This is a genomic window from Psychromonas sp. CNPT3 (assembly GCF_000153405.2).
Classification (GTDB): Bacteria; Pseudomonadota; Gammaproteobacteria; order Enterobacterales; family Psychromonadaceae; genus Psychromonas.
Genome location: NC_020802.1, coordinates 1,018,361 through 1,044,031 on the forward strand (window position 1 = coordinate 1,018,361; position 25,671 = coordinate 1,044,031).

At 39.6% G+C, this 25,671-nt stretch carries 24 protein-coding genes; 19 read left to right on the forward strand and 5 right to left on the reverse strand.

The features are described from left to right. The first annotated feature begins 7 nt into the window (after nt 1-7). Entirely contained in the window at nt 8-775 is a 768-nt protein-coding gene (locus tag PCNPT3_RS04510) for a class II glutamine amidotransferase (protein WP_015464687.1), read from the forward strand. Between the two features lie 32 nt (nt 776-807). Here the strand turns inward: PCNPT3_RS04510 and PCNPT3_RS04515 are convergent, their stop codons facing one another. Together PCNPT3_RS04515 and PCNPT3_RS04520 are read right to left on the reverse strand one after the other, a co-directional pair. Further along, nucleotides 808-1,197 carry a MerR family DNA-binding protein gene (locus tag PCNPT3_RS04515; protein WP_015464688.1) on the reverse strand — a complete coding sequence of 130 codons (390 nt, stop codon included), beginning with the start codon at nt 1,195-1,197 and terminating at the stop codon, nt 808-810. Further along, nucleotides 1,197-3,593, reverse strand: coding sequence for a heavy metal translocating P-type ATPase (locus PCNPT3_RS04520; RefSeq protein ID WP_015464689.1), 2,397 nt, complete (start codon nt 3,591-3,593; stop codon nt 1,197-1,199). The genes PCNPT3_RS04515 and PCNPT3_RS04520 overlap by 1 nt, the downstream gene beginning before the upstream one ends. A gap of 304 nt (nt 3,594-3,897) precedes the next feature. Between PCNPT3_RS04520 and dinB the strand changes: the two genes are divergently transcribed. Together dinB and PCNPT3_RS04530 are read left to right on the forward strand one after the other, a co-directional pair. After that, complete coding sequence (gene dinB / locus PCNPT3_RS04525) at nt 3,898-4,983, forward strand: DNA polymerase IV (protein WP_015464690.1); 1,086 nt, start codon at nt 3,898-3,900, stop codon at nt 4,981-4,983. A 1-nt stretch (nt 4,984) separates the two neighbouring features. Beyond that, nucleotides 4,985-5,749: an SDR family NAD(P)-dependent oxidoreductase gene (locus PCNPT3_RS04530; protein ID WP_015464691.1), complete on the forward strand. Its 765-nt coding sequence runs from the start codon at nt 4,985-4,987 to the stop codon at nt 5,747-5,749. A 22-nt stretch (nt 5,750-5,771) separates the two neighbouring features. Here PCNPT3_RS04530 and PCNPT3_RS04535 read toward each other — a convergent pair whose 3' ends face one another. Both PCNPT3_RS04535 and PCNPT3_RS04540 read right to left on the reverse strand, forming a co-directional pair. Continuing rightward, nucleotides 5,772-6,371 carry a MarC family protein gene (locus tag PCNPT3_RS04535; protein WP_015464692.1) on the reverse strand — a complete coding sequence of 200 codons (600 nt, stop codon included), beginning with the start codon at nt 6,369-6,371 and terminating at the stop codon, nt 5,772-5,774. Between the two features lie 13 nt (nt 6,372-6,384). Further along, entirely contained in the window at nt 6,385-7,731 is a 1,347-nt protein-coding gene (locus PCNPT3_RS04540; protein WP_041771254.1) for a YjiH family protein, read from the reverse strand. Between the two features lie 227 nt (nt 7,732-7,958). Here PCNPT3_RS04540 and PCNPT3_RS04545 point away from each other — a divergent pair, with 227 nt between their 5' ends. The 11 genes from PCNPT3_RS04545 (at nt 7,959) to PCNPT3_RS04595 (ending at nt 18,938) form a co-directional block, all read left to right on the forward strand. Further along, nucleotides 7,959-8,978, forward strand: coding sequence for a GGDEF domain-containing protein (locus tag PCNPT3_RS04545; protein ID WP_015464694.1), 1,020 nt, complete (start codon nt 7,959-7,961; stop codon nt 8,976-8,978). A 142-nt stretch (nt 8,979-9,120) separates the two neighbouring features. Then, nucleotides 9,121-9,735, forward strand: a complete 615-nt coding sequence (locus PCNPT3_RS04550; protein WP_015464695.1) for a fumarylacetoacetate hydrolase family protein — start codon at nt 9,121-9,123, stop codon at nt 9,733-9,735. Nucleotides 9,736-9,954: 219 nt separating this feature from the next. Next, nucleotides 9,955-10,935 carry a phenylalanine--tRNA ligase subunit alpha gene (gene pheS, locus PCNPT3_RS04555; RefSeq protein ID WP_015464696.1) on the forward strand — a complete coding sequence of 327 codons (981 nt, stop codon included), beginning with the start codon at nt 9,955-9,957 and terminating at the stop codon, nt 10,933-10,935. A gap of 12 nt (nt 10,936-10,947) precedes the next feature. Beyond that, nucleotides 10,948-13,335, forward strand: coding sequence for a phenylalanine--tRNA ligase subunit beta (pheT, locus tag PCNPT3_RS04560; RefSeq protein WP_015464697.1), 2,388 nt, complete (start codon nt 10,948-10,950; stop codon nt 13,333-13,335). A 5-nt stretch (nt 13,336-13,340) separates the two neighbouring features. Beyond that, complete coding sequence (locus tag PCNPT3_RS04565) at nt 13,341-13,649, forward strand: integration host factor subunit alpha (RefSeq protein WP_015464698.1); 309 nt, start codon at nt 13,341-13,343, stop codon at nt 13,647-13,649. Between the two features lie 90 nt (nt 13,650-13,739). Continuing rightward, nucleotides 13,740-14,450 (forward strand): Sir2 family NAD+-dependent deacetylase, encoded by a 711-nt coding sequence (cobB, locus tag PCNPT3_RS04570; protein WP_015464699.1) that lies wholly within the window; start codon nt 13,740-13,742, stop codon nt 14,448-14,450. 71 nt (nt 14,451-14,521) lie between these two features. Beyond that, complete coding sequence (locus PCNPT3_RS04575) at nt 14,522-15,349, forward strand: membrane protein (protein ID WP_015464700.1); 828 nt, start codon at nt 14,522-14,524, stop codon at nt 15,347-15,349. A gap of 15 nt (nt 15,350-15,364) precedes the next feature. Next, entirely contained in the window at nt 15,365-16,009 is a 645-nt protein-coding gene (locus tag PCNPT3_RS04580) for a DUF2987 domain-containing protein (RefSeq protein ID WP_015464701.1), read from the forward strand. Continuing rightward, nucleotides 16,009-16,812, forward strand: a complete 804-nt coding sequence (locus tag PCNPT3_RS04585; protein ID WP_015464702.1) for a phosphotransferase — start codon at nt 16,009-16,011, stop codon at nt 16,810-16,812. The genes PCNPT3_RS04580 and PCNPT3_RS04585 overlap by 1 nt, the downstream gene beginning before the upstream one ends. Continuing rightward, complete coding sequence (locus PCNPT3_RS04590) at nt 16,802-17,506, forward strand: phosphoglycolate phosphatase (RefSeq protein ID WP_015464703.1); 705 nt, start codon at nt 16,802-16,804, stop codon at nt 17,504-17,506. The genes PCNPT3_RS04585 and PCNPT3_RS04590 overlap by 11 nt, the downstream gene beginning before the upstream one ends. 13 nt (nt 17,507-17,519) lie before the next feature. Further along, the gene (locus PCNPT3_RS04595; RefSeq protein WP_015464704.1) at nt 17,520-18,938 is read left to right on the forward strand and encodes an FAD-dependent oxidoreductase; all 1,419 of its coding nucleotides are present in this window, start codon (nt 17,520-17,522) and stop codon (nt 18,936-18,938) included. 180 nt (nt 18,939-19,118) lie between these two features. Here the strand turns inward: PCNPT3_RS04595 and PCNPT3_RS04600 are convergent, their stop codons facing one another. After that, nucleotides 19,119-20,480 carry an anti-phage deoxyguanosine triphosphatase gene (locus tag PCNPT3_RS04600; RefSeq protein WP_015464705.1) on the reverse strand — a complete coding sequence of 454 codons (1,362 nt, stop codon included), beginning with the start codon at nt 20,478-20,480 and terminating at the stop codon, nt 19,119-19,121. Nucleotides 20,481-21,257: 777 nt separating this feature from the next. Between PCNPT3_RS04600 and glyA the strand changes: the two genes are divergently transcribed. The 5 genes from glyA (at nt 21,258) to ribH (ending at nt 25,670) form a co-directional block, all read left to right on the forward strand. Then, on the forward strand, nt 21,258-22,526 hold the full coding sequence (glyA, locus tag PCNPT3_RS04605) for a serine hydroxymethyltransferase (protein ID WP_015464706.1): 1,269 nt from the start codon (nt 21,258-21,260) through the stop codon (nt 22,524-22,526). A gap of 122 nt (nt 22,527-22,648) precedes the next feature. Then, a complete protein-coding gene (nrdR, locus tag PCNPT3_RS04610) occupies nt 22,649-23,098 on the forward strand; it encodes a transcriptional regulator NrdR (protein ID WP_015464707.1) in 450 nt (149 codons plus the stop codon). 87 nt (nt 23,099-23,185) lie between these two features. Next, a complete protein-coding gene (ribD, locus tag PCNPT3_RS04615) occupies nt 23,186-24,331 on the forward strand; it encodes a bifunctional diaminohydroxyphosphoribosylaminopyrimidine deaminase/5-amino-6-(5-phosphoribosylamino)uracil reductase RibD (protein WP_015464708.1) in 1,146 nt (381 codons plus the stop codon). Between the two features lies 1 nt (nt 24,332). Further along, nucleotides 24,333-24,992: a riboflavin synthase gene (locus tag PCNPT3_RS04620; protein WP_015464709.1), complete on the forward strand. Its 660-nt coding sequence runs from the start codon at nt 24,333-24,335 to the stop codon at nt 24,990-24,992. A 210-nt stretch (nt 24,993-25,202) separates the two neighbouring features. Continuing rightward, a complete protein-coding gene (gene ribH / locus PCNPT3_RS04625) occupies nt 25,203-25,670 on the forward strand; it encodes a 6,7-dimethyl-8-ribityllumazine synthase (RefSeq protein WP_015464710.1) in 468 nt (155 codons plus the stop codon). Nucleotide 25,671: the final 1 nt, after the last annotated feature.

Sequence of the window (25,671 nt, forward strand, 5' to 3'; positions counted from 1 at the left end):
TTTTAATATGTGTGAATTATTGGGAATGAGTGCCAACGTACCGACTGATATCTGCTTTAGCTTTAGTGGATTACTTAAGCGTGGCGGAGAAACTGGCCCGCATAAAGATGGCTGGGGGATCACCTTTTACGAAGGTAAAGGTTGTCGTAGCTTTAAAGATCCACAGCCGAGCAGTCGCTCACGTATCGCCCAATTGGTAAAAAATTATCCCATAAAAAGTAAAGTGGTGATAAGTCATATCCGCCAAGCAAATAGAGGAGGCGTTAGTTTAGAAAATACGCATCCTTTTACGCGGCAGTTATGGGGGCAAAATTGGACCTATGCACATAATGGGCAACTTACGGATCATGAGAAGTTACCCTTAGGAAGAACGCTTCCTATCGGGGAAACGGACAGTGAGTATGCTTTTTGTTGGATCATTGAACAATTATATCAAACATATAATGAAGCCCCAAAAGATATGCTGTTGGTGTTTAAAGAAATTGCCTCTTATGCACATAAATTACGGCAGCTGGGTGTGTTTAATATGTTATTGACCAATGGTGAGTATATGATGTGTTACTGCACCAATAATTTACATTGGATCACCCGTTGCGCTCCGTTTGGGCAAGCGCAACTGATTGATGCTGATATGGTCGTTGATTTCCAAAAAGAAACCACCCATAAAGATGTGGTGACGTTAATCGCAACGCGTCCACTCACCTCGAACGAACAGTGGAATAAAATGCACTCGGGTGAATTTTGCGTCTTTCACTTAGGCAAGCGCATTTTATAAGAAAGAAAATATTAGCTTGCCTCAGGTTTTGTCTACTTCGCAAACGCATCAATAATAGGGCAGGTGGCATTCGCATTGCCCTGACATTGCTGAGTTAGTTTTTTTAGACTCACTAATAAAAGCTGTTGTTGCTCGATACGTGCTTCTAATTCTTCTATTTTCTGCAAAGCAATTTTTTTAACATCACTACTACTGCGATTTTTATTCTCCGAAAGAGCCAATAAGGCTCTGCTCTCTTGTAATGTAAACCCCGCTTCTTTGGTACTTTTAATAAAATGTAATTGTTGTAATAAGCTATTGGTGTAATAACGATAACCATTGCTACTTCTCGGTACATTTTGTAAAAGGCCAATTTGTTCATAGTGGCGGATTGATTTAATTGATAACCCTGTTTTTTGAGCGCTCTGACTAATGGATAACATTATGTTAATTCCTTAATTTTCATCTTGTTTAAGAGTAATGAATTACTTAAGACCGTAATACTTGATAATGCCATGGCGGCGCCTGCAAGCGCGGGGCTTAAGTAACCAAAAGCGGCTGCTGGGATCGCAAGGCTATTAAAAATAAACGCCCAAAATAAATTTTGGTTTATTTTTATCCAAGTGGCTTTTGAGATATCTATTGCCACGGCAACTAAACGAGGATCGTTACGCATCAGCGTTATCGATGCGGTTTCTTTGGCAGCATCGCTCCCTGTCCCCATCGCAATACTAATATCGGCTTGTGCTAACGCGGGGGCATCGTTAACACCATCACCGAGCATCGCAACAACATTGCCACGCTGTAATTCGATCAGTTTTTCTAATTTTTGTTGTGGGGATAACTCTGAAAAGGCTGCGTTTATCTGTAATTCTTTGGCAATAGCCTGTACGACACTCTGTTTATCACCACTGAGCAATACAGTATTAAGCTGACGCTTTTGTAATGCTCGGATCGCCTCTATGCTGGTTTTTCGTAAGGCATCATTAATACAAATATAACCTAAAAACTGTTCATTAACCGCTAGATAAACCACACTATCGAGATCGTTTATGGCTAATTTTTGTGGGATTTCGACATTAAAACGGTGCATCATTTTTAAATTTCCCGCAATAAAAGGACTGTCTTTAGGATCGATTAGTTGTGCATATAAACCCTCTCCATGTACCGCTTTTATATTTTTTACAAGAGAGGCTTCAATCTGGTTTTTTTGAGCGTATTGTTTGATGGCATGGGCAATAGGGTGTTGGCTACCTTGTTGTAATGCGAGCAATTGACTGAGCATGGCGTTTGGCGCTGCATTTTCACTGTGCACTTTAGTGATAGTGCCTTCACCTTGGGTTAAGGTGCCTGTTTTATCAAAGACAATGGTGCTGATTTTATGGGCTTGTTGCAGTGTTTTTATGTCCTTAATTAAAATGCCGTTACGGGCAGCAAGGCCTGTCCCAACTAATACAGCCGTCGGTGTTGCAAGGCCTAAGGCGCACGGGCAGGCAATCACTAAAACGGCAATACTACTGAGTAAAGCTTGTTCAAAGTCACCACTGATAAAGTACCAAGCACAGAAAGTAACGATTGAGATAAGCAGAACAACGGGAACAAAAATAGCACTGATTTTATCGACAACTTGTAAAATGGGCGCTTTGCTCATTTGCGCTTGTTCAACTAAAGCAATAATACGATTTAAACGTGTGCCTTCACCTACATTTAATGTTTTGATAAGTAGCACGCCATCGGCGTTTAAACTACCTGCAATAACGTGTTTATTTTTATCTTTAAAAAGAGGCTTACTTTCACCCGTGAGTAAAGACTCATCAAGGTAGCTTTGCCCTTCGATAACAATACCATCAACGGGGACTTTCTCCGCAATACGGATCTGCACAATATCACCAATTTGGACATCATCAATATCGACATCTACAAATTTTTTACCTTTTTTTACAGATGCGGTGTCAGGGCGCAATGCCATTAAGGCGGTGATGGCATTGCTGGTATTTTTTTTAGCATGGCTTTCTAAGTATTTCCCTAAGGTGACTAATGTGATCACTAGGCTGCTTGATTCAAAATATAACGCATGTTCAATGCCACTCAGCAGTAAGTATAAACTGTAAAAGTAAGCCGCACTGGTGCCGAGACAGATCAATACATCCATATTAGCGGCGCCATTTTTAAGACTGTGATATGCCCCTTTATAAAAGCGTGCGCCAATAAAAAATTGTGTGATAGTTGCTAAAAAAACAGCAAGCCAGGGAGATAATAAAAGATCTGTTTTATTGAGAGACATTAGCAGCATATTGATCATAAAAGGTGCACTTAATAGGAGTGCAAAAATAAGGTAATATTGTTTTTTGGTGTTTTCTGCTTTCTGTTTCTTTAATTTTAGGGCTTGTTGTTGTTTATTATTTTGCTTTAGCAGCCGAGTGAGGACATAACCACATTGTTGGCTTAAAGTGCTAATTTGTGCCTTTTGAATAGAGCCCTGTATGCATTGTAATTGTATTTTTTGGCTTGCAAAGTTACTGCGCACATTAAAAGTAAAGGGATGTTTATTAAATGCTTTTTCTGTTCGAGCGGAGCAGCTACTGCAGTTCCAACCACTGACCTCAAAGGTGAGGGTTTCGGTGTCTGTTTGATAGCCTTTTTTCTCCAGTAAACAGAGGATGTCGTTGAGCGTTGCTTGGTCTTTTTGATCGGGCTTAAAATTAATTTGGGCTCGCTCTAAGGCAAAATTTACCTCACAAGTAATACCGCTCAATGCGTTTAAAGCGGTTTCTAAATGCGTTGCACATGCTGCACAGTTCATGCCGTATACAGGTAGTTTTAAGAGCTCAGAATGCATTTTAATTTCTCCATTAATGGACAGTTTTAAAAGTATAACCCTTACCCATAGGTTAAGGTCAATGCCGAGATATAAAATTAATGCTTATTCCCTTTTTATGAGTTGCGCGCACCCGGACTCTTTTGTATCCCACCCCAAAAGGTAAGCCAAAGGGTACTCTTTGCTCTTGCACCTCTGTTGCTATTATATTTATTATCGGTCTTTGGTATCTCTGCGCTCGTTTGATCAAGGTTTACAATAGGGGATGACTACTGTATATATAATCAGTTTGATGTGGTAGAGATGAACACGGGGGATTGATCAATTGGCGGAATTAGAGCAACAACGGAAAATTATTCATATTGATATGGATTGCTTTTATGCTGCGGTTGAAATGCGCGATCATCCACAATATAGAGATATCGCGCTGGCAATTGGAGGGCGAGTGGATAGGCGTAGTGTCTTATCAACCTGTAATTATTTGGCGCGTCAGTTTGGTGTGCATTCCGCGATGCCGAGTTTTAAAGCAAAGCAGTTGTGTCCAGATCTAGTGATCATTGCCGGGCGAATGGATGTTTATACGCAAGTATCGAAACAAATCAGAGAAATATTTTATCGTTATACAGATATAGTCGAACCTTTATCATTAGATGAAGCCTTTTTAGATGTGAGTGATTGTAAATTGTTTAAAGGCTCAGCTACCTATATAGCAATGGATATCCGCAGGGCTATTTTTGACGAATTACAGTTAACTGCATCAGCCGGCGTTGCGCCGGTGAAGTTTCTGGCAAAAATAGCATCAGATGAAAATAAACCCAATGGGTTATGCGTTATCACGCCACAACAAGTCCCTGAGTTTGTTAAAACCTTAGCCTTAAAAAAAATACCAGGGGTAGGGCGAGTCGCGCAACAAAAACTCGCACAGAGAGGCTTATTTAGCTGCGCGGATGTACAAAATTATCCACCACAAGAGTTACTTTTAGAGTTTGGAAAGCTAGGCCAAAACTTATTAAATTATTGCCACGGTATCGATGCTCGTACCGTTATCTCTAATCGGCAAAGAAAATCATTAGCAGTAGAGCATACCTTTCGTTACGATATTGGGCCGAAGGCCGCGCGCAATGAGAAATTACCGCTTTTTTATAAAGAGCTAAACCTGCGATTAGAGGCTATTTTAAAAGAGCATATTATAACCAAAGTGGGCGTTAAAGTTAAGTTTATGGACTTTACGACTAAAAATATTGAGCGTAAAGCTTCACATATTTCATTATCATTATTAGAAGATATACTCGATTATTTATTGTCTCAAAGCATGGAGAAGCCCATCCGTTTATTGGGTATTTCTGTGGCCATTGAAAAACGTAATAAAGCCGAAAATCAAGCGCAACAATTAAGTTTACTGGGAGTCTAAAATGGGAAAAGTCGTGGTGATCACGGGAGCAAGCTCTGGGCTCGGTGAAGAGTTTGCATATCAATTGGCGGAGCAGGGCGCATCATTATTATTAATTGCACGGCGCAGCTCAAAATTGCAGTCAATCGCACAACAAATAATGACGAAATATGCACATGTTAAAGTATATGTCTTAGTGTTAGATTTAAGTGTTGATGATGCATCTGAGCACGTTTTAAATTATATAGAAACGCACCAATTATCCTTACAAGGACTGATTAATAATGCAGGATTTGGCGCGCGAGGTTATTTTGAAAGTTTAGAGTTAACGCTTCAACAGCAGATGTTACAGGTCAATATTCATATTTTAATGAGCCTGACGCATTGCTTGATAGCGCAACTAAAGAGCCAAGAAAATGCTTTTATTATTAATGTTGCATCAACAGCCGCCTTCCAAGCCGGTCCCAATTTGGCGGTGTATTACGCCAGTAAGGCGTTTGTTTTATCTTTTTCACAGGCACTTTATGAAGAGTTAAAAGGCGATATCAAAATCAGCGCCCTATGCCCGGGTGCGACGCGCACTGAATTTGCAGATATTGCGGGAATGTCGGATCTATTGCTTTTTAAATTGCGAGTGATGAAAAAAGAGGATGTGGTGCGTTACGCGCTTAAATACCGACACAAAGCTATCGTTATTCCCGGATTAATGAACAAAATTGGGGCGAGTCTCGCCCAAATATTACCGGCATCTTGGGTACGTAAAATCGCTTTTCAAATACAAAAATGAGGTGATGATTAGTCACCTTTTTTTATCCTGCAATTAAATTTTTAATACCATCATAAATAAATTGGATAGCAAGGGCCGCTAATATCACGCCAAAGAATCGTTTTAATATCTCATCACCGGTGCGCCCAATTATTTTTTTCAAATAGGTAGAAAATAACATGAGTACTAAGGTTAGGCCAAGTACGGTGGATATCGCTAATCCTACGGCAATACTCGCTTGCATTTCGGTGCTGTGTGAAAACAGTAATAATGACAGCGTTAAGGTACCTGGGCCTGCTAAAAGGGGAATGGTCATTGGAAACACTGAAATATCTTCTAATGTGCCACTATTGGTCGTTTTGGTGTTTTGAGTGATCATTTGAAAAGAGGTATAAAAGAGTAAACAGCCCCCTGCAATACGCAATGAATTAATATTAATACTTAAATGTGAGAAAAGCGCTTCACCATAATTACCAAAAAGGATCAAAATGGTGGCGCTCATAAGGACGGCTTTCACCGCCATAAAATTACGAACACGTGGCTCATGCATGGTGCTTAAAGAATTAAATATTAGTGAACTTCCGATAGGATCAATAATAATAAATAGTGCTGTTAATGCATGTAAATAAACCGTCATGTCCATAAATATACTCGTATTAAAAAATAAGGTGCGCCACACCCGCAATAACAGGTAGGGTGACTAAAGTGCGTAGTATAAACACAATAAAGAGCTCTGCAATATTAATCGGAATTTTACTGCCTAATAAAAGAGCGCCAACTTCACTCATATAGATAAGCTGAGTGACTGACATCGCAGCAATAATAAAACGCGTCATATCAGAGCTAATGGAGGAGGCTAAAATCGAGGGAATAAACATATCAGCAAAGCCCACTACAATTGTTTTTGAGGCGAGTTCAGCTTCTGGAATATGTAACAATTCTAAAAAGGGAATAAAAGGGTAACCTAAATAATCAAAAAGAGGCGTGTATTCTGCGAGCATCAGCGCGACAGTGCCCACCCCCATCACCACAGGTAAAACACCAAAAATCATATCAACAGCATTTTTTAGGCCATCTTTAAGTGTTTCTTTTACACCGTTAGCGTGCTGCGCTTTATTGAGTGCTTGTTCGAGTCCCCAAGAAAAAACAGAGTGGCCTTTAGGGGTCATTTCACTGTCTTTACATGGCTTAGAGCCATCAATGTAAATATCTTTTTTCCAACATAACGGTGGCAATTTAGGCACAATAATAGCGGCCACAATACCGGCTAAACAAACGGCAAAGTAGAAAGGTACAAAAAGGTGCTCTAAACCAACTTGTGCAATGACCACGAGTGAAAACGTAATTGAAACCGCTGAGAACGTTGTACCAATAACGGCTGCTTCTCGTTGCGTATAAAATTTTGCTTCGTATTGTTTATTGGTTAATAAAATACCCACGCTACCATCACCGAGCCAAGAGGCTAAACAGTCAATCGCACTGCGTCCGGGTAGGTTAAACACGGGGCGCATGACTTTTGTGAGTAATGTTCCAAATAATTCTAATAAACCAAAATTGAGTAACAAGGGCAAAAGCATTCCTGCAAAAAAGAACACACAAAAAAGAACCGGCAGTAAGTCATTTAATACAAGTCCGCCAGTACCCGAAGAGTAAATAGCCTCAGGTCCCACAGTATATAAACTCAGAAGAACAAAAATCGCACCGAGAATGCGGATAAAAAACCAAACGGGGGTGATTTTAAAAAGGGCGGAGAAAAAAGGGCTTTTTTCAATGCAGTCAATTTTAAAAAATCGACATGCAGTGGTCACCAGAGCGCTCGAAACAATGACGCACATGATAATATAAACTAAAGAATCTGCTAATAGGGATTGTAATGCTTTGGAGATGATGGCGATGGGAATGGTGAGTGAGCCTTGAAAGTGTATCGGCGTCATAAATAGCAATAAACCAAGTAGTGACGGTAGAAGGAATGTGAGGCATGTTTTTATATCGTATTTTTTCATATTAAGCTCGTTAATAACCTTAATTATCTCTTTTTTTTCAGTGAATGTCGTTTACAATTAGGCGCTAAGAATACTTGTTTTTAAGTGCCAAGTAAACGTCAAATGCATGCTCAGTGCACATTCTCTGCATAAATATGCACTTTTTGAATGAGTTCGTATTTTTGACTGTTTTACATAGGTCTTAAATTTGCACTATGCTAAAGAAGATAAGTTAGGAGCCAATAACGATGAATAACGATTTATTAGTTCAATCTGCTTCATATTTGAAAAAAGCAGTACCCTTAATGATGAAATATAAAGTACCAACGACCCCGCTTAACTATTCGTTATGGTATACCTATGTATCTGACGAGTTCCCTGAGCTCAATAGTCAATTGGATAAATTGCTTTTAGATCATGAAATATGCCCACCCGTGCAGGCCGAGTCCTTATATCGCGAATTTGTGGCGAGTGAAATAGAATCAGACACTTGGAACATACGTCAAAGTGTTGAAAAAATGTTGATACAATTAGATCAATCATTAAAAGATACGCGTGTAGACACCTCTAAGTTTCAAAAAACATTTGCGAAAAATTTTGAAGAAATGGGGCGTATTGAAGATGAGGGTTGGTCTGTTGATGAAGTGGTTGTGTTGATGAAAAAATTGATGGTAGATTCACAAGAGATGCATCGATCGACACAATTTTTTAGCCATAGTTTAAGCTCTGCTCAAGACGAAATCGGCTCATTAAAAAAAGCATTAGAAAAAAGTCAACGCCAAGCATTATACGATTCATTAACCGGGTTGTTAAATCGGTATGCCTTTGATACGGAACTTTCGACTTTTTTAAGTACAAAAGCCGATGGATTATGTCTTATTTTAGCGGATATTGATCATTTCAAAAAGTTTAACGATCAATGGGGGCACTTGTTGGGTGACCAAGTACTTAAAGCGGTAGGCCGAAAATTTAATGAAAGTATGCGTGATGGTACGACGGCGTATCGATTTGGGGGTGAGGAGTTTGTTATTTTATTGCCGAAAACAAATCTACGTTTGGCGCGCCACTTTGCGGAATCATTACGCCGATTGATAGAAAAATTGAACTTAAAAGATAAACGCAGTGGGCAAATGATCGATAACATCTCGGCGTCTTTTGGCGTGGTTGAATTTCAAAAAGGTGAGTCATTAACCTCATTTATCGCGCGTGCGGATACTTTTCTTTATGAAGCAAAACGTTTAGGGCGTAATCGTGTTCTTCCGATGTAGAGGTATACTCATGATACTTCAAGACGAAAAGTCAACAAGCAAGCTAGATTGGACTTGTTTTTTGGGACGCTAGCTTGAAGGGAATGGATGCTTGTTAATGAGCTATCTTCGCCAGTGCTAATAAAGCATAAAGGTCTAAGTAATGATAAATAAGATCACGTTAAACGATAAGTTGATAGCGCCGAGTAAAATAGTGTGTATCGGGCGTAATTATTATGCGCATATTGAAGAGTTAAAAAATGAAGTGCCAGAAGAAATGGTGATCTTTTTAAAACCAAATTCAGCGATCAGTGAGCATCTATCTTGTGCTGGAAATGAAGAGATACATTACGAAGCGGAGCTGGCTTTTTTGATCCAAGGCGGGAAAATACATGCGCTTGGTTTTGGTCTGGATTTAACGAAGCGTCACTTACAAAACAGACTCAAAGAAAAAGGTTTACCGTGGGAGCGCGCAAAAGCCTTTGATGGTTCTGCTGTTTTTAGTCACTTTATCGAATTTAATGGCGACATTAATAAATTATCTTTAGTATTGAGCATAAATCAGCGCCAAGTGCAGCAAGGCTGCGTCGCATCGATGATTTATAAACCCGCACAGATTTTAAAGGAAGTGGGGCTGTTTATGTCGATGTGTGATGGCGACATCCTCATGAGCGGAACACCAAAAGGGGTGGGTAAGATAAATTCCGGCGATTATTTTGAAGCTACTGTTTTTGCAGGTGAAAAGTGTATTATTGATGCAAAGTGGCAGGTCCCTTAAGTGCTTTTTAGCATAAGATATTTATCCTAAATTAAAATGTTTTTTCTCTTTTTTATGTAAATGTTGCAAAAAAATAGCAAGCATTTTCTTTGCTATTTTTCGTCCAAACTGCAACAGTACTAGCCTTATCCCTCTGATTTAAGTAATATCTTGCATATTCTTTTTTTGTAACCAATTTAATAAATTGTTATTGCTTACTTCACAGACGAGATGAAACTAATGCAGCACCTTGATGAAATCGTTGCTAATGCGCAACAACAAATAGAAAATGCCATAGATGGCAATCAGTTAGAAGAGATCCGCTTACAATATTTAGGTAAGAAGGGTCTTATGACTGAGCAAATGAAAGGCTTAGGGAAATTACCTGCAGAAGAAAAACCGGCTGCGGGACAAAAAATTAATAAAGCGAAACAAGCAATCCAGGCTGTTTTAGTTACACGTAAAAAGTTTTTTGAAAATGCAGTTTTAAATGCTAAATTGGCAGAAGAAACAATAGACGTCACCTTACCAGGTCGTGGTGCATTACTTGGTAACATTCATCCTGTCACGCGAACTACAGAGCGTATTGTTGAATTTTTTAGTGAGCTTGGTTTTGAAGTTAAAAACGGGCCTGAAGTTGAAGATACATACCATAACTTTGATGCCTTAAATATTCCAGAGCATCATCCTGCACGTGCAGATCACGATACTTTCTACTTTAGTCCTGAACTGGTATTACGCACACAAACATCTGGCGTACAAATCCGTACGATGGAAAAACAACAACCACCGGTACGCATTATTTCTCCGGGTCGTGTATATCGTAATGATTATGATCAAACTCACACACCAATGTTTCATCAAGTTGAAGGCTTAATGATTGCTGAAAACGTTAGTTTTGCGCAATTAAAAGGTATTTTAAATGATTTCTTACACAACTTCTTCGAAGAAGATTTAGAAATTCGTTTCCGTCCTTCATATTTCCCCTTTACAGAGCCGTCTGCTGAAGTCGATGTAAAAGGAAAAAATGGTTGGTTAGAAGTGTTAGGTTGTGGCATGGTCCACCCAAGCGTATTAACATCAATGGGCATTGATCCTGAAAAATATTCGGGCTTTGCTTTTGGCATGGGTATTGAGCGTCTAACGATGTTGCGTTATGGCGTAAACGATTTACGTTCTTTCTTTGAAAACGATCTTCGTTTCCTCAAGCAATTTAAATAAGGGTTAAAAATAATGAAATTTAGTGAAGCTTGGTTACGCGAGTGGGTTAACCCAGAAATTAGCTCTGCAGAATTACAACATCAAATAACAATGGCAGGCTTAGAAGTTGACGGAGTCGAAGACGTTGCGGGTCAATTTAGTGATGTTTATGTTGGCGAAGTGGTCGAATGTGGACCCCATCCAGATGCGGACAAATTACAACTGACTAAAATTGACATCGGTGCAGAAGCATTAGTAGATATTGTTTGTGGCGCAAAGAATTGCCGTTTAGGCCTTAAAGTCGCTGTTGCTATTGTTGGCGCTATTTTACCCGGTGATTTTGAAATTAAAGCTGCCACATTACGTGGGCAGCCATCAAATGGCATGCTGTGTAGTGAAGCTGAGCTGGGTATGGCGGATAGTGCCGAAGGTATTATTGAATTATCTGTCGATGCACCGATTGGTCAAAGTGTCCGTGCTTACTTAAATTTAGATGACGTCACCATTGACGTTGACTTAACAGCAAACCGTGCCGATTGTTTGGGTATTGCCGGACTTGCGAGAGAGGTTGGTGTACTTAATAGTATTTCTGTTAGCGCGCCAAGATGGGCAGATGTTGCGGTGACACTAAGTGATAAAATGAGTGTTAACCTACAAGCAAAAGAAGCATGCCCGCGTTATCTTGCGCGTGTGATCAAAGGCATTAATGCAAGCGTTGCGACGCCATTGTGGATGGTTGAAAAATTACGCCGCTGTGGTGTGCGTAGTGTGGACGCTGTGGTTGATATTACTCAGTTCGTTTTATTAGAGCTAGGTCAACCGATGCACGCTTTCGATTTAGAAAAAATCGATACCGGTATTGAAGTGCGTTTAGCAAGACAAGATGAAAAATTAACCTTGTTAGATGGTAAAGAAGTCATTTTGAATCGTGATACGTTAGTGATTGCAGATCAATCTAAAGTATTGGCAATGGCCGGTATTTTTGGTGGCAAAGACTCTGGTGTACAACTAAGTAGCACTGATATCTTATTAGAAAGTGCCTTTTTTGCTCCCCTTTCTATCGCAGGTCGTGCACGCAGTTATGGGTTACATACGGATGCGTCACATCGTTATGAACGTGGTGTAGATCCTGTTCTACAATATACTGCCATGCAACGTGCAACGCAGCTATTGGTTGATATTTGTGGTGGTGAAGTAGGACCTATCAAAGAAGCGTTAAGCAGTGAGGATCTCCCTGTTCAATCGAAAATAACGTTACGCCGCAGTAAATTAGATAGTTTAATTGGGCATGTTATTGACACTGAGCGCGTTACCGATATTCTTTCTCGTTTAGGCTGTGATGTGCATTACAAGGATGATGCTTGGAATGTGGTTGCACCTACTTATCGTTTTGATATGAAAATTGAAGAAGATTTGATTGAAGAGGTGGCACGTGTTTATGGTTATGACAATATTCCGAATATAGCACCACAAGCTGCATTAGTGATGCCTGCGCATAATGAAGCGCGTTTAGCATTATCAAATATTCGTAACGTATTAGTCGGACGTGAATTTAACGAAGCTATCACCTATAGCTTTGTGGATCCAGAAAAACAGCTTATTTTACATCCTGATGCAGACGCCTTGATTTTACCAAACCCAATATCAAAAGATATGTCAGCAATGCGTGTGAGTTTATGGACGGGTTTATTAGAAAGTGTGTCTAAAAATCAAAAGCGTCAGCAATCACGAGTGCGTCTTTTTGAAACGGGTTTACGTTTCATTAAAGATGAAGAGGCCGAAAATGGTATTGCTCAGCAAGAGATGTTATCCGCTGTGATCATTGGTAATGTCAATGAGCAACATTGGGACATTACAGAGCGTAGCGTTGATTTCTTTGATTTAAAAGCAGACTTAGAAGCACTATTAGCACTTTGTAGTGATGACGCTAGTTTTGAGTTTATCGCAGAGAAGCACAGCGCATTACATCCGGGTCAATCAGCCGGTATTTACCGTAATGGTAAAAACATTGGTTATATTGGTGCATTGCATCCAAACCATGTTAAGGCATTTTCAATCAAAGGCACTGCGATTATCTTTGAAATCGAATTAGACGCGATAAGCCTACGTAAATTGCCTGTAGCAGGTAGCCTATCTAAGTTTCCAGCTAACAATCGCGACCTCGCTTTTGTCGTTGATGAAAAATTAAATGCGGGTAAGGTCTTAAAATTCATAGAAAAAATTGGCGGAATACATTTAGTAGGCCTAAACTTATTTGACGTATACCAAGGACAAGGCGTTGCGGAAGGCAAGAAAAGTTTAGCTATCGGTTTGGTTTTACAAGATACTACTCGTACTTTAGAAGAAGCTGAAATTGCTGATCTTGTGTATAATATTGTTGACGCAGTTTCTTTAGAATTTAATGCATCTTTGAGAGATTAAATAATATGGCACTGACTAAAGCAGAAATATCAATTCACCTATCTGACACAATTGGTTTAAGTAAACGTGAAGCAAAGGAATTTGTGGAGTCGTTTTTTGAAGAGATAAAAGCAACACTTGAAAGTGGTGAAGCGGTTAAAATATCCGGTTTTGGTGGTTTTGAACTGAAAGATAAGGGCGAACGCCCAGGTCGAAACCCTAAAACAGGAGAAGATATTCCGATTGCAGCACGTAGAGTGGTTACTTTTAGAGCGGGCCAAAAGTTAAAGGAGTTAGTTGAAACTAACTTACCTAAGACTGATGAAAAACTTTAGTCTTTGGTATTAAAAAAAGTCGCTTAGCGACTTTTTTTTTGCTTTTTTTTTAGCTGGAATAACACAGAAATAATCATGGATATTAAGGGTATGAAAAATTATAAAAAGATCGTTGTATTAACCGGTGCAGGTATTTCTGCTGAATCTGGTGTGCGCACTTTTCGCGCGCAGGATGGCCTTTGGGAAGATCACCGCGTTGAGGACGTGGCAACATTAGAGGGCTACCTCAAAAACCCTCAATTTGTGCTTAATTTTTATAATAATATTCGTCAGAAATATTGTTTGGAGAATATTAAGGCCAATACTGCGCATCAAGCCCTTGCAAAATTAGAACAAGAGTTCTCTGGCGATTTTTTATTGATCACTCAAAACATCGATAATCTGCATGAACAAGCCGGGTCTAAGAATATTATCCATATGCATGGTGAACTACTCAAAGCGCGTTGCACGCACTGTATGCAGGTGTTTGATTGGGATAAAGAGATGCATGTGCATGATATTTGTCAGAATTGCCAGACTAAAGGCTCTATGCGCCCAAATATTGTTTGGTTTGGCGAGATCCCTTTCGAAATGGATACTATTTACGATGCTTTGTTTGAGGCAGATCTGTTTATTGCAATAGGGACATCGGGTCATGTGTATCCGGCAGCCGGATTTGCAGAAGAAGCAAAGCAAGCAGGGGCCTACTCGATAGAGCTAAATGTTACAGCAAGTCAGCAGCAGAGTAATTTTGATAAAATTATACTCGAAAAGGCAAGTATTTCTGTTCCTTTGCTAGTTGATGCCATCGTTGCGAAATAAACTTGAAAAGCTAAGGGAACCCCCTACAATAGTGCGCTCTATTATGTATCAATTAGGATCATTAATTTCTTATGAAGAAAAAATATTTTATCCTTGGTGGTGATATTAAAAAATCATTAACACAGGGCTATGAGCTTGATTTAAAACCGTTATTTAAAGATGCGTTTGTGATCACTCGTAAAAATTATCTGCCTATGTTTATTGCTTGCCTGTTTACTTTTATTATTATCGGCACCGCTTATGTGTTGCTATATAAATACTCAGAGAGCGAAGACAGTAGTTTGATGATCATTAATTATGTCATTACCTTATTGATTGCACCGCCACTTGTGACAGGCTTGCAAATGATGGGCGTTAATCACTCTATCGGCTTGAGAAGTAAAATGACCGATGTCTTTAATTTCTTTAATTTGCTCTTTAAGCTGTCTTTGGCAACGATGATCATTAGTGTATTAAGTAATGGTGTGAGTCTTGTGCTCGGGAATGTGATGGGATCATTAGGCCTACAATTTTCTATTGTGGTACTGCTTTATTTGAATATGGCATTCAGCTTGGTTTATCCGCTCATCGCGGAAAAGAAAATGTCGCCACAAGTCGCCTTAAAAATATCCTTTAAGTTGGTGCATAAAAATCTACGTCAATTTACCTTTATGTTTGTTATTTTGGGGGTTTTGTTCTTTATTGCACTTCTGCCATCAGGATTGGGTTTATTGTTTTATATTCCATTTTATTTTAATTTAATGGGTCTTGTGTATCGCAAAACGTGTGGTGTCGGGGTGGTTGCTGTCGATGAATCTGATAATGATGAATCTGATGATGATGAAAATAAGGATGACGGAGTGGATATTGAGCCCCGTAAAACGCCCGATAATACACAAAACATCGATTTTGAAGCCTAGTTAAGGAGTTCCCTGATGCGCGCATTGGTTATATTAGTCATGATTTTTAGTGTAAGTAATGCGTTTGCTGCGCCACTAAAGCTCAATTACTCGTTATTTTTTGGCTATATGAAAACGACGTTTAAGTTAGATCATAAGTTTGTTAGTACTGTTTTTTATTTACGCGATGTTGAGCACGCTACGAATTGTCAAATTCAAAAGGCGGAAATGGTGGTCGATAATAAACACAAAGCGATTGGCTTTACGCAAGATGGGCAATTAATGCCTTTCTTTTCAGATCAATGGCGTAAAGATGGCGCCATGATAGAAGTCACGCTTAAAGAAGCACAACAATGCGCCTTAGTCGTACAAACGATGGCAAAAACCGAGGCGCTTCAGGACTTAGACTACGCGCGCTTAAAAGATATCCGCTCGCAGCTTGAAAGTACTTATAAAAAGAATGCGGGCATGATTGGGAAATATTTTGTACCTGAATTTTTAGGGGTGCGTTTACAATTAGGCTCAGTGTTAAGCGCATCAGAGCGACAACGCTTAAGCGCGCAGATGCAACTTGCTGAAGATGGTGCATTATTGATGAGTAATGCCTCTATTGAGATCGTCGACGCTACAACACCGATAAACCTCAATATTGTTGGCATCTTGCCGTGGATAGCGCATTAATGTTGTTAAGCCCCGATGAAAGAAAGTGGCTCTCTGAGCTGTGCCACCTTAAAATCATCAGCGTGCAAAAAGTAGCACATGCGATTACTAATCGGGTTTTTGTGCTTCATTGCATTGATAATAAAAAATTTATATTTAAGCGTTTAAATGTACAAGCCCGCACGGCTACGCAAAGGGCGTGTGAGTATCAATTGCAACAACTGCTAAGTAAGCTGAATTTAACACCCAAAGTGATCGCCATAAAAGGATCATATAAATTACAAGCGTTTATTGCGGGAGAGACGCCCAAAGAGGTCAATACAGACTCTTTAACCCTATTGGCAACCCAACTCTCTATTATTCATCAAATACCTACGAAAATCGCGCCACTTCAATGTTTAGCCTCAGAATTAAAAGACTTAAAAAAGCATTCAGATCGGTATGTTGATGAAAAAGAGCATGCTTTTTATAGGCAACTGGCCACTGATTTAGACCACAGTTCAGCAAAAGATACATTATGCCATGGCGACCTTTCACTTTTAAATATAGTAAAAACAGCATCAGGAGAGGTGCAAATATTAGATTGGGAATATGCTGTCTTGGCGTGTAGTGCCTATGATCTTGCTTCGTGTTGTTGTATTAATCAGCTAAACGAGGCAGATGAAAATTATCTGCTTGATCATTATTATGATTTATATGCAGAGCATTTAGTGATCGACAAAGAAAAATTAAAGAAAGAGTATGTACAATATTTATCTCTTTTTCGTTATATTAATAAATTATGGACAGACCATTTTGACAAAGGAAGTAACAGTGAGATTTAATGATAAAAAACTGATCATGTTTGATCTAGACGGCACGTTAATCGACAGTGCCCCGGATTTAGCCCTTGCGATAAATCACATGTTAGTCGCATTAAAGCGTGATATTTTTAGCCAAGATATTATTCGGTCGTGGGTGGGCAATGGCGCTCAAATATTGGTTAAACGTGCTTTATTAGGGAAAATGGATCACTCTGAAGATTTAGATAGTGCGCTATTAGAGGAAGCGGTTTCTATTTTCCTCGATTTTTATAAAAATAATTTATGTGTTGAAACCGTGACTTATCCTCATGTTCGTGCGACATTAAAAATACTTAAGGCACAAGGTTATCGTTTAGCGATTGTTACGAATAAACCTTTTGCTTTTATCGAGCCTATTTTAAAAGGCTTACAGCTAGAAGGTATTTTTGAACTTTGTGTGGGTGGCGATACATTAAGTGTGCGCAAACCTGATCCGCAACATTTATTATATGTTTGTGAAAAACTCGGCGTAAGTTACCAGCAGTGCGTCATGGTTGGCGATTCGCGTAACGACATATTAGCGGCTAATGCAGCTAATATGCAAAGTATTGGTTTAACGTATGGTTATAATTATGGCGAAGACATTTCGCTGCATAAACCCGATGCGGTTTGCAGTGATTTTGCAGATATGATTGCCATGTTAGCTGAAAAAAATGAATATGAATTGATCGATTAATCGAGAATATAACGTGAAGATAGCAATTATTGGTGGTGGTATTGCGGGTGCATCGATTGCACTTTATTTGAGTCAGAGAGGCTTGAATAATATTACATTATTTGAAAAAGGCGAAAGCCTTGTTAATGGTCCACCCATTTGTCATTTGCATGCTGGGGGCAACCTGTATCGAGAAATCGATCAACAACAGTGTTTGACCCTATTAAAGCAGTCGATCGATTTATTACGATTTTATCCTCACGCGATAGATTACCGCCCCACGGTGATAGCGTTGCCTAAAACTGATCCAGGCTCTCCTGAGCAGTTAACAGAACGCTTGCTTGTACTGCGCTCTGAATATGCAAAACTGATAGAGCAAGATCCTAAAAATAAAGTGTTAGGTGAGAGCAAAGACTATTTTTGTTTTTATTCACTCGCTCAAATTATGCAGTTACGACAAAGAGATAATGTTGTGCATCCCAAAACGAATAATGAATGGATGATCCCCGTCGCTAAACACTTAGATTTGGATAAATTACAGTTTCCATTGTTATTAGTACAAGAATACGGTTTAAACTTATTCCGTTTAGCAGCCAGTGTGACCCTTTCTCTTGAGAAAATGCAACAGTGCCAATTATTATTTAAGCATCAAGTTAAAAACATTCAAAAATTGCCAGCAGGCTGGTCAATCCATTACCAAAGTGCATCAGGTGGCAGTTCGGATACCTTTGATTATTTGATCAATGCAGCCGGTTTTCGCAGTGGCGAAATAGATGATTTAATTAACGTTAAACGTCAACGCTTGGTCGAGTTCAAAGCCGCCTATGTTACAAAATGGGAGAATTGTGATGCAACGTGGCCAGAAATTATTTTTGTGGGTGAGCGTGGTACGCCACAAGGTATGGCGCAATTTACGCCATACGCCCAAGGTTATTTTCAATTACATGGCATGACAGAAGATATTACACTCTTTAAAGATGGCCTGGTAAAAAGCAGTCCTTTGAGCGCTCAGCCAAAATTACCGGCTCATTTTATTAAAAAAATAGAGCGTGATTGGGATGATGCATTAGTGCGTCAGCGTAGTCAGCGTGCGATTGCGCATATTAGCCAATATATCCCCGAGTTTAGTAACGCAACACTCGGTAGTAAACCTTTATTTGGTGCCCAACAAATACCAGGTGAGGATGCCTCCTTACGCGCCAGTGACACCTCTTTTGTTGGCGCAAATTATGCGCGTTGTGAAGTGGTTAAAGCGTCTTCTGTGTTAACGGCAGCTAAAGTGATATTTGGGCATATACAGACGTTAAACAGTCCGCAATACTTAATGCAAACATCAACTCAAGACGACATTTATCTCTCAGCTCAAGATGTCACTCAATTGGCCCAAAAATTAGCGCACGCAAGAGGGTATCCGGCTGCGCTTGCACAAGTTAATAGCAATGAAATTAATTAGCTCTCATGCATTGCGCAGGAGAAATTAGCACTATCAGGGCGCGAGTTGTTCTTACTGCAAAACTCACAACACAGGTCGGGATAATTTCAACCAGCAAGACAGATCACATTTTTAGTTTCTTTGCTCGGATCACCTGCTCAACTGAGATAAGCCTCAGGCCCCGCACGGAATCATTCAGCATCAGCTCATCATTAATGGACTGGGGTGACTGCTAAATAAACTGGCATGTAAGCCGAGTGCATGACTATCTGTTAAGCTTGAAATATGATCGGCAATCACCCGTTTTTCTCTTGCAGCATCGCCATCTTGCGCTAGCCAGTTTGTTTTGGTTGGCTCAGGAAGAAAGCGTAAAGCACCGGCATGAAATGCTTGAAATAACTCCATTACTATCTGTTGGCCTCGATATTCTACGATTTGTAAATCTGGTTTTTTGATCACATAATTCAAAACAAAGTGCTTTAATATTTCGAGAACATTAAACATAATGGGTTTCAAATAGGCATTGTATGCAAGTAAGGGCTCGGTAAAAGAGGCTTTTACTGGGCGGATCTCACAAGATGTGATCAATGCATTAACTAAAGCGCCAATGGCATCTTTACGTTCGTACTGGGCAGATGAAAAAAGATCTTTACTGAGTTTTTTCAGGTTTAGATATCTATCGATGTCGTGAATTGTTTGTAACTGAGCAATCACGTGATCGTGCCACAAGGATTGGTCAATGATACCCATCGCAATCGCATCTTCTAAATCATGTACGCCATACGCGATATCATCTGCAATTTCCATAATAGAGCAATCAAGCGACTTATAGAGTGATTTTTTATGCTTTTTGATGTCATCTTGCGGGCGTAATGTTTGAAAAAGTGCTTTATCGTTAGGCGATAAGGGACTTAAGGTTGCGTTTAATAAGAGACTATCATGATTGTAAATACCCTTAGCAGGGAGCCATTGCTCACTTTTTAGTTCGCGAAAGCTAAGGGACGTCGAATTTGGATACGGCGCACTTAACGTGTCTAAAAAAATAGGATATTTTAAAATGCCGAGTAGGCTACGCCGCGTTAAGTTCATACCATTATATTGCGTATAAGGTTCAAGTTGCGTTAAGATCCTAAACGTTTGCGCATTACCTTCAAACCCACCTGCATCTGCCATCATATAATTTAGCGCAGTCTCGCCACCATGGCCAAAAGGTGGATGGCCGATATCGTGACTTAAGCAGATAGTTTCCATGAGATCGTGACTGGGCAGTAAAGGCATAAATTCATTTTGTAAAACAGATAAATGCGCCACTATCCCAGAGCCTATTTGTGCTACTTCAAGGGAATGCGTTAAACGAGTACGATAAAAATCACTGCGTCCATTGTTGTGAATTTGCGTTTTAGATTGTAAACGCCTAAATGCAGCCGAATGTAATACGCGCGCTTTATCTCTTTGGTAAGGATCTCGTTGATCCATGCGGCGCTCTTTATTAGGCTCGCCCGCGAGACGTTGTTGCCAAACAGGGTTAATTTCTTGAAAGGGAGGTTGCGCTTGTATGGACATAATTACCTACAATATCATTAACAAATAATATTGATGGTACTGCAATTTTGTATAAATTTCCTGTCGCTTTATTGAATTTAGGTTTTGTTATGTGCAGGTCAGCACATTTTGACTACCGATATAGAGCGGTGATACTTCAATATGCAAAATAAAAACGTCGTATGTGGACAAAGTGTTAGCGTATAGGTGAATAGATAACAGGTTAAAGGGACGCTTTACAATCACGGAGGTGTTTACTTTATCACTTACCCTTTTGTATCAGTCGCTAAGGGCTATTTAATGTTATTTTGTCGAGTATTGTCTTGCTGTTCGAGCGCGTGCGGGAGAAAACATAGGAGATAAAATAGAAATAAAGAAAAAGGAAAACCAATAGCCCGAAAAACTTGTGGGCACATTCAGACTATTGGCGCTCAAATAGGATGAGCAAAACTAGTGTATATCTGGCATACAGTGCGATATTAACACTGGGAAAATGAGATATAGTATATCTTGTAGCTTGTGCGTTTTATTATAGACAGCTAATTATTTTATGACGTGAGGTGTTCGTGATTTTGATATAAAAAAGAAAGATTAGGCAAAGATTATTCTGAAAAGAGACTTTGATCGATGCGCCTGTAAAAAGTAAACCAGTGCTTTAAGTGATACATAAATGGCACCTTAAATAATTTATTCCTGCATTCCTCTTTTTGGCACTATGCAACAGCGCTAAGAGTGGGTAAAATGTGCACTCTAAATAAAGTTGCTTTGTGAAAACTCACCCTCTGATAGGAGATGCACATGTTTAACCGTGATATGAATATTGCTGATTATGATCCAGAATTATGGAAATCAATGACCGATGAAGTTGAGCGTCAAGAAGAGCACATCGAGTTGATTGCCTCAGAAAATTATACAAGCCCTCGTGTAATGCAAGCACAAGGTAGTCAATTGACTAATAAATATGCAGAAGGTTACCCTGGCAAACGCTATTATGGGGGATGTGAGTTCGTAGATGTCGCTGAGTCATTAGCCATTGAACGTGCTAAATCACTTTTTGGTGCTGATTATGCAAATGTTCAACCACATGCAGGCTCTCAAGCAAACAGTGCTGTTTATGCCGCATTATGTAATGTTGGCGATACTATATTAGGCATGAGTTTGGCCGATGGTGGACATTTAACACATGGCTCTTCCGTTAGTTTTTCAGGAAAAGTCTACAATGCAATACAATATGGTATTGATCCTGAGACAGGTATCTTAGATTATGCACAAGTAGAGCGTTTAGCGCTTGAACATAAACCTAAAATGATTGTGGCTGGATTTTCAGCTTATTCAGGTATTGTTGATTGGGCAAAGTTTCGTGAAATCGCCGACAAAGTAGGTGCTTACCTGTTTGTTGATATGGCACATGTTGCAGGTTTAGTGGCAACGGGTTTATACCCTAATCCAATCCCTTTTGCAGATGTCGTGACAACCACAACGCATAAAACATTAGGCGGCCCTCGTGGTGGTTTAATTTTGGCTAAAGCCAATGCAGAAATTGAGAAAAAATTAAACTCAGCTGTTTTCCCAGGTGGTCAAGGTGGCCCTCTTATGCATATTATCGCAGCTAAAGCGGTATCATTTAAAGAATGTGCTGAGCCTGAGTTTAAAGTTTACCAACAACAAGTATTAGATAATGCGCAAGCGATGGTAAAAGAGTTCCAACAACGCGGTTATAAAATTGTATCTAATGGCACGCAAAATCACCTGTTTTTGGTGGATTTGATTGCGCAGGATGTGACGGGTAAAGAAGCCGATGCAGCCCTTGGAAAAGCACACATTACGGTAAATAAAAACTCAGTACCTAACGATCCACGCTCTCCTTTTGTGACATCTGGTTTACGTATTGGGACGCCGGCTTTAACGCGTCGTGGCGCAACGGTTGCTGATGCAAGTGAATTAGCAAATTGGATGTGTGATATTTTGGATGCATTAAAAGATGCACCAAAACTTGAAAAAGTGATCGCTGAAGTCAAAGTAAAAGTGGCAACTTTTTGTAAAGCAAACCCTGTTTACCAAAAATAGGCGGAGCTTTATACCTGCATAATAAAGGATATTTATGTTGGTGCCATATAAAGAATGATAATGAAAAAACTGCACACTGTGTGGTTTTTTTATTTATATTTGTAAGAGCAAGGAATGAAACTATGTATTGTCCTTTTTGTAGTGCGCAAGATACGAAAGTAATTGATTCTCGTCTGGTTGCCGCAGGAGCCCAAGTACGTCGACGTCGCGCGTGTAACGAATGTAATGAACGTTTTACCACGTTTGAAACAGCAGAATTAGTATTACCTCATCTGATCAAATCGGATGGTCGCCGAGAACCTTTTAATGAAGGTAAGTTGCTGGTGGGTATTCACCGCGCATTAGAAAAAAGACCAGTGAGTATGGAAGATATCGAGGTGAGTTTAAATCAATTAAAATCGACATTACGTGCGACGGGCGAGCGAGAAGTGACCTCAAAAATGGTCGGCGAATTAGTCATGGATTTACTTAAAGGTCTGGATAAAATAGCCTATATTCGTTTTGCATCGGTATATCGTTCTTTTGAAGATGTAAAAGAGTTTGGTGAAGAAATCGCCAAATTGGAAAAATAAAATAGCGTCAAAGATATTAAAAAGCACTTTATGTGCTTATAAATATCTTAAGTCTCTTTCCCGATAACTCATATTATTAAGGCATAAATGACGACAGTCTGTTTTTCAGAGCAAGATAAAGAGTATATGTCTCGCGCCCTTGAATTAGCAAAAAAAGGACGTTTCACTAGCGCGCCAAATCCGAATGTGGGCTGCGTTATTGTGTTAGACGATATCGTTGTAGGCACCGGCTTTCATTTTAAGGCGGGCCAAGGGCATGCGGAAGTATACGCATTGGCGATGGCTGGCAGCAAAGCGCAGAGCAGCACATGCTATGTGACACTCGAGCCATGTTCGCATTTTGGGCGAACACCGCCTTGTGCGCTAGCCTTAATCAAGGCGGGCGTAAAACGCGTGTGTGTGGCGATGCGCGACCCTAATCCTCAAGTTGCAGGACAAGGCATTAAACTTTTACAAGATGCTGGCATAGAGGTGAGCGTTGGCCTGTTAGAGCCACAAGCTAAGCAGTTAAATTTAGGCTTTATTAATAGAATGTTACATAAACGAGCCCGTGTCACGCTTAAGCTAGGTGCAAGTTTAGATGGTAAAACAGCCCTTAAAAATGGAAAAAGTCAATGGATCACCGGATCGCAATCTCGTTGTGATGTGCAACATTTTCGCGCTCAGCAAAGTGCCATATTAAGCTCCGCATCGACCGTATTAGCCGATGATCCCAGTTTAAACGTTCGTTTTGAAGAACTTCAACAGTCAATGTACTTTAAAGGTGAGATCAGCGCAGAGCAACTGCGTCAACCTTTACGCATTATTTTAGACAGCCGAAATAAATTAACCGGTCAAGAAAAGATATTTTCATTACCGGGAGATATCATTTTGGTGGCATTACAACTGCGCCATGATTTATCAGATTTTAAAGGGGTTGCACAAGTGCAATCGGTCGTCTGCCCGGCAGATGAAGCTGGAAATATTGATTTACGCTCACTACTTAAATTACTAAACCGCTATGAGCTCAATGATATCTGGTTAGAAGTGGGGGCTACGCTTGCCGGCGCCTTTTTTAAAGCGCAGTTGGTTGATCAATTCATTTTGTATCAAGCGCCTAAATTAATGGGTGCACAAGCGCGAAGTTTAGTTAATTTAGATGATTTTTCAACGATGGATGACGTGCTACAATTAACGCTCCAAGAGGTTACCGTGATCGGTAATGATATTCGCATTATTAGCAATCGAGATTAATATGTTTACAGGTATTATTGAAGCAGTGGGAACTATCTCTGCCATTAAGCATCATGCACATGATATGACAATCAGTGTTGATAGTGGAACGTTAGATTTAAGCGATGTTAAGTTAGGGGATAGTATTGCGCATAATGGGGTCTGTCTCACCATTACGGCCTTACATAAAAATGGCTATGATGTGGATATTTCGAATGAAACGATCTCACGCAGTGGTTTTGCCTCCATCAAAATAGGTTTTAAAGTCAATTTAGAGAAAGCGATGCAAATGAGTTCGCGTTTTGGCGGGCATATTGTAAGTGGCCATGTAGATGGTGTTGGTGAAATAACATCGATGACAAGAGTGGGTAGTGCGATTGAATATTGGATAAAAGCACCATTAGATCTCGCAAAATATATCGCAGAAAAAGGTTCAATTACCATTGACGGTATTAGTCTAACAACGAATGCGATTGATAATAGCGCTTTTAAACTAACCATCATACCGCATACTATTGCGCAAACTACGATGCAAGATTATCAGGTAGGCACGTTGGTTAATTTAGAAGTCGATGTGATTGCTCGTTATTTAGAGCGCTTGATCAGTAGCAACCAAAACGTTGAAACTGAAAAAGAATCTACAATGGACTTACTGGCTCGTAGTGGATTTTTTACGGGATAAACAAAGATATTTATTTGTAGAATCGCTTTTTTATGTAAAATAATGGCATATTATATAACGTGGTTAAATGGGCATTATCAAAGGCTGTAAAATGTTTTTTTGGTTTTTTAGCTTTTACGCCTAAAGTGATTGATTAGATCATGCATATTTGCCGTTTATAGATAAAAAAAATGTGTTAGAATGCACAAAATATTGTAATAAGGGTCGAAAATGAAAATAATTGAAGGTGGCTTAGCTGCACCAGATGCGAAAATCGCAATTGTGATCTCTCGTTTTAACAGCTTTATTAATGAGCAGTTATTAGCAGGGGCAATCGATACCCTTAAGCGTACCGGTCAAGTACAAGATGATAATATTACAGTAGTGCGTTTACCCGGGGCTGTTGAATTACCGCTGGTGGCTAAACGTGTTGCAGCATCAAAAAAATATGATGCGATTATAGCATTAGGCACCGTTATTCGTGGTGGTACGCCACACTTTGAATTTGTGGCTAATGAATGTAATAAAGGTCTTGCACAAGTATCTCTTGAGTTTGATATTCCAGTTGCTTTCGGTGTGTTAACAACCGATTCAATTGATCAAGCGATTGAGCGTGCAGGAACAAAAATGGGCAATAAAGGCAGTGAAGCTGCATTAAGTGCTTTAGAAATGATTAATGTAATAGCGGAATTAGGATAAT

Coding starts and splice junctions, on each gene's coding strand:
- PCNPT3_RS04510 (WP_015464687.1), top strand. CDS start 8: ATGTGTGAATTATTGGGAATGAGTGCCAACGTACCGACTGATATCTGC.
- PCNPT3_RS04515 (WP_015464688.1), bottom strand. CDS start 1,197: ATGTTATCCATTAGTCAGAGCGCTCAAAAAACAGGGTTATCAATTAAA.
- PCNPT3_RS04520 (WP_015464689.1), bottom strand. CDS start 3,593: ATGCATTCTGAGCTCTTAAAACTACCTGTATACGGCATGAACTGTGCA.
- PCNPT3_RS04530 (WP_015464691.1), top strand. CDS start 4,985: ATGGGAAAAGTCGTGGTGATCACGGGAGCAAGCTCTGGGCTCGGTGAA.
- PCNPT3_RS04535 (WP_015464692.1), bottom strand. CDS start 6,371: ATGGACATGACGGTTTATTTACATGCATTAACAGCACTATTTATTATT.
- PCNPT3_RS04540 (WP_041771254.1), bottom strand. CDS start 7,731: ATGAAAAAATACGATATAAAAACATGCCTCACATTCCTTCTACCGTCA.
- PCNPT3_RS04545 (WP_015464694.1), top strand. CDS start 7,959: ATGAATAACGATTTATTAGTTCAATCTGCTTCATATTTGAAAAAAGCA.
- PCNPT3_RS04550 (WP_015464695.1), top strand. CDS start 9,121: ATGATAAATAAGATCACGTTAAACGATAAGTTGATAGCGCCGAGTAAA.
- pheS (WP_015464696.1), top strand. CDS start 9,955: ATGCAGCACCTTGATGAAATCGTTGCTAATGCGCAACAACAAATAGAA.
- pheT (WP_015464697.1), top strand. CDS start 10,948: ATGAAATTTAGTGAAGCTTGGTTACGCGAGTGGGTTAACCCAGAAATT.
- PCNPT3_RS04565 (WP_015464698.1), top strand. CDS start 13,341: ATGGCACTGACTAAAGCAGAAATATCAATTCACCTATCTGACACAATT.
- cobB (WP_015464699.1), top strand. CDS start 13,740: ATGAAAAATTATAAAAAGATCGTTGTATTAACCGGTGCAGGTATTTCT.
- PCNPT3_RS04575 (WP_015464700.1), top strand. CDS start 14,522: ATGAAGAAAAAATATTTTATCCTTGGTGGTGATATTAAAAAATCATTA.
- PCNPT3_RS04580 (WP_015464701.1), top strand. CDS start 15,365: ATGCGCGCATTGGTTATATTAGTCATGATTTTTAGTGTAAGTAATGCG.
- PCNPT3_RS04585 (WP_015464702.1), top strand. CDS start 16,009: ATGTTGTTAAGCCCCGATGAAAGAAAGTGGCTCTCTGAGCTGTGCCAC.
- PCNPT3_RS04600 (WP_015464705.1), bottom strand. CDS start 20,480: ATGTCCATACAAGCGCAACCTCCCTTTCAAGAAATTAACCCTGTTTGG.
- glyA (WP_015464706.1), top strand. CDS start 21,258: ATGTTTAACCGTGATATGAATATTGCTGATTATGATCCAGAATTATGG.
- nrdR (WP_015464707.1), top strand. CDS start 22,649: ATGTATTGTCCTTTTTGTAGTGCGCAAGATACGAAAGTAATTGATTCT.
- ribD (WP_015464708.1), top strand. CDS start 23,186: ATGACGACAGTCTGTTTTTCAGAGCAAGATAAAGAGTATATGTCTCGC.
- PCNPT3_RS04620 (WP_015464709.1), top strand. CDS start 24,333: ATGTTTACAGGTATTATTGAAGCAGTGGGAACTATCTCTGCCATTAAG.
- ribH (WP_015464710.1), top strand. CDS start 25,203: ATGAAAATAATTGAAGGTGGCTTAGCTGCACCAGATGCGAAAATCGCA.